This is a genomic window from Bacillus sp. BP-3 (assembly GCF_028401955.1).
In the GTDB taxonomy this organism is placed as follows: domain Bacteria; phylum Bacillota; class Bacilli; order Bacillales; family Bacillaceae_G; genus Bacillus_A.
Genome location: NZ_JAQOTJ010000044.1, coordinates 1 through 3,502, shown reverse-complemented (window position 1 = coordinate 3,502; position 3,502 = coordinate 1). Strand labels below are relative to the sequence as shown.

5 protein-coding genes are annotated in these 3,502 nt (G+C 34.1%); 4 read left to right on the top strand and 1 reads right to left on the bottom strand.

All coding sequences use genetic code 11. From position 1 onward, the window contains the following. Positions 1–563: 563 nt before the first annotated feature. The 4 genes from PLX19_RS25790 (at position 564) to PLX19_RS25775 (ending at position 3,163) form a co-directional block, all read left to right on the top strand. Positions 564–1,064 carry an exosporium leader peptide gene (locus PLX19_RS25790; RefSeq protein WP_272191781.1) on the top strand — a complete coding sequence of 167 codons (501 nt, stop codon included), beginning with the start codon at positions 564–566 and terminating at the stop codon, positions 1,062–1,064. A 304-nt stretch (positions 1,065–1,368) separates the two neighbouring features. Further along, positions 1,369–1,995 carry a hypothetical protein gene (locus PLX19_RS25785; protein WP_272191780.1) on the top strand — a complete coding sequence of 209 codons (627 nt, stop codon included), beginning with the start codon at positions 1,369–1,371 and terminating at the stop codon, positions 1,993–1,995. Between the two features lie 338 nt (positions 1,996–2,333). Beyond that, positions 2,334–2,981 carry a YqjF family protein gene (locus tag PLX19_RS25780; RefSeq protein ID WP_272191783.1) on the top strand — a complete coding sequence of 216 codons (648 nt, stop codon included), beginning with the start codon at positions 2,334–2,336 and terminating at the stop codon, positions 2,979–2,981. 14 nt (positions 2,982–2,995) lie between these two features. Beyond that, on the top strand, positions 2,996–3,163 hold the full coding sequence (locus PLX19_RS25775) for a DUF5412 family protein (protein WP_272191782.1): 168 nt from the start codon (positions 2,996–2,998) through the stop codon (positions 3,161–3,163). A gap of 52 nt (positions 3,164–3,215) precedes the next feature. On the opposite strand, the gene PLX19_RS25770 is transcribed toward PLX19_RS25775, so the two are convergent. After that, positions 3,216–3,502: transposase (locus PLX19_RS25770; RefSeq protein ID WP_272191779.1), on the bottom strand; the 287-nt coding region annotated here is incomplete at its 5' end.

Genomic DNA, 3,502 nt, shown 5'->3' with positions numbered 1-3,502 from the left:
ATGATTTAAGTGTTTCATCTTCATTAACAAGCCTTTCATTTGTAACTTATTAAAATAAATAAGATATTTATTTTAATTTGTTAACTGTAAAAAGACACTCAATATGAGTGTCTTTTTAACATCCAAATATCACAAAAAAGAAAACTTCACTGAATGACCTGTCTTTTCTTGTTTCATCTAAATTTTTACCAATTCGTTGGTTTCAAAAACTTAAATACTAATAGAGGTACCGCCAGCATTTCAGAAAAAAACCACGCTAAGAGCATGCAAGATTTTATACAGTTTTTCGGCTAATCCAATAACAAACGGGAACCCTGAAACCTACACCAGGATAGAAATGTATAAAAAATGAATAGGATCATAAAAAAAAGAAAGGCGGATTCCTTATGAGAGTAAGGATTCCATCTTTTCCTTACTATTGATAATAGGACGTTATGTTGACTTCACATGCATAGAGTATTCATTATAAAATTTGTTGGACAAGTATGGACAAAGATACAAGCAAAAAGAGTTCATTTTACATGTAATATATTAAATATCATAAAAAAGGAGATGAATTATTATTGTCAGAAAATAGAAACTTCTACCCTTGTGCGTTTCCCCAAGCTCCAGTTTTTTCTCCTGCTTTTGGTAATTTTTATCGTAATACGTTTCTCACTACTCCAGTTCTTCCTAATCAGTCTATTCCTTTCAACGCTACTGGCGCTTCAGTTGGAGGAGTAACTTTAACAACCCCAACTGATATTCAAATTACTCAAGGAGGATACTATTCTATTACTTATACCATAACTGCAAACATATCAGAACCAATAGCTCCTTTCAAACACATAATAGTAGCTATATTCCTCAACTCGATTGAAGTACCAGGACTTCAAACCACTTTTGGCATCGACATTGTAGACCCTAATGATCAAGATTGTTTGCAAGTTCATGGAGAAGCTATTGTGTTTATACCATCAAATTCAATTGTTCAACTAAGAAACCGAAGCGACCAAAATCAAGCTTTAACTCTCTGTGATGGTCCTGTCATAGCTGCGGCAATCAATCTTATCAAATTAGATTAAGTGTTTGAACCAAATAGCATTGAATGATAAGCACAATCTAAAGAGATTTTTTATAAATTTCTAGAATTTTACTACCAATAACACTTAATTATATGAACAAAAAATCCCTCCCAGTTAAACAATCTGGCTGACTAATTGTACAGGGGTTAAACCCCTCGATTAACTAATTACGAAAAATGCGAAAATAAAAATCTTAGATAACCTTTTTTCTGAATCTATTAGATTAATAATCCAACCAAAGGTTTATAAAATTAATAATATAATAATAGATTCTATATTAAATTTAGATAAAGGATGAATTGATTTGGAGAAACCTTACATTTTAAATCCTCAAGTATTAAGTCCTCAAGAAAAGGAACAGCATGAAAAAGATCTGCAAGATTTAACTGAGGCTGCTTCTGCCCTATTTAAAATTCCAGTCTTTTTCAGCCACCAAAACCTTTTTACTCTAGATATTACGAGACAACGCTTTATTGTTAGGATGTTCAAAGAAATTAAAAAAGTTCTTCTTTTCCCTAGAACATTGCCAAATACTGACGAGTATCCTGATACAACATTAGAAGGTATTCGTACCGTAGTTAACTCAAGCTATGGATTGGCAGCTGCTCTTTTGGTACCCAATGGTCCTACAAGCCAGGGTGAACCATATTCACCATTTTTACAAATTGAACCAGCAATGGGATATCAATATGGACTCCCTCTACTTCTCGTTGCAGAGAGAGCTATGTTAGATAGAGCAAGTGGGGTTTGGTCTGGTCAAACTGCACCATTTACGCCAATCGTGTGGTTCTCTGATACGGTAACTGTTGAACAATTTTTTAATAGCGTTCCATGGAAAGAAGCCTTAAACAACTGGGCAGGTCAAGTACGAAGCGGTTATTTTGCACAAACAGCACCTGAATTTGAATATAAATTTAATAGTCATAACTAAATATATAATTAAATTTGTTTATTAGAGATACCACCACATTCAGAGAATTTCCGTATATAAAAAAGCACCTCCAATTGTTAGAGTGTATCTAACAATTGGGGTGTACTTATAAAAAGGAGGATTATATACATATCAAGATAATGCTTTAAAAATAATTGAGCTTTTTGGTATTCTTAATCGTATTAAATTTTTATTTTCCACCAAACTATAGACATATGAAAACAGGGGGACATTTCATGAATATAATAAATGATATTATTCATCGTTCTTGGCCATTACCTTCGAAACATTGGATTATGCGACAAACTTGGAGAAATCTATTGTTTTTGCATTAGCCTATTCCACTTGAAAAACTACAGCCACATATTCCTTCTTCTTTACAAATTGACACCTTTAATGGCTCAGCATGGTTAAGTGTCATTTTATTCGTTTTAGAGGGAATCTATCCCCGTGGAATATCATCTGTTTCCATAACTCCTAAATTTCCAGAAATCAATGTAAGGACATATGTTAAATGCAATGGCAAACCTGGTATTTATTTTATGTCTATTGATGTTGAGAACTGGGCTTCCTTAAAGATTGCAAAAAGATGGTATCGTTTACCTTACCATTCGGCACAAATTTCTTTTCGAAAGGAAGGACAAACCTTTCATTGCCAGAGTATTCGTAAAGGAAACACAAATACTCCTATATCGTTTAAGGGCAAATACGTTCCTGTATCGGAAGTTTATTTTCCAAAAGAAGGAACGTTGGACCATTGGTTCACTGAGCGATATTGCCTCTATAGTTCAAATAATGGAGCCAACATCTATTGTGGTGAAATACACCATCGACCTTGGCCATTACAGAAAGCAGAGATAGAAATATTCAGAAATCCCCTTTTTACACCTTTTCATTTTGACCTTTCCGAAGTAAAACCAATTGCTCATTTTTCCACAGGTGTAGATTCCTTGATATGGAATATTGAGGGAATGTTGATTTATTAAAAATCATCTAATCAATATTTAAGTCTAGTGACAGGGTTGCTGCTCTAAGAGTCCCACAACACACCCATCAACATTACCGAAAAGATACAGCAAAAATTGTTTGGCAAGACAATAATACAGTAATCATTAACGGACATACATTAAATGTTCCTGAAAATACATACGATTTCAGAAATGATTGACTGCCAAAAACGATAATTCTGACAATAAGCTGTCCGTATGGACAGCTTATTGTCAGAGTGTTGGGAAACCCTTCAGGATTTCCGACACTCTGGGAATTATTGATTTGTTAATGAACAAAAGAACTAGAACATGATAAAAATAAGAAAAATAGCCCTTCACCTGACCGCTTTTGGTCAGGTGAAGGGCTATTTTTTTCATGTTTTGACAAGCTGCGGTAAGATATGCTTGCATTTGGACAGACTTCAGCCCTCGAAACCGAGTATATCGATAGCCATGTAGTTCCTTGGCATCCGCAAAACTCCGTTCAATAGTAGAACACCGTACTTTATATAGTTTTT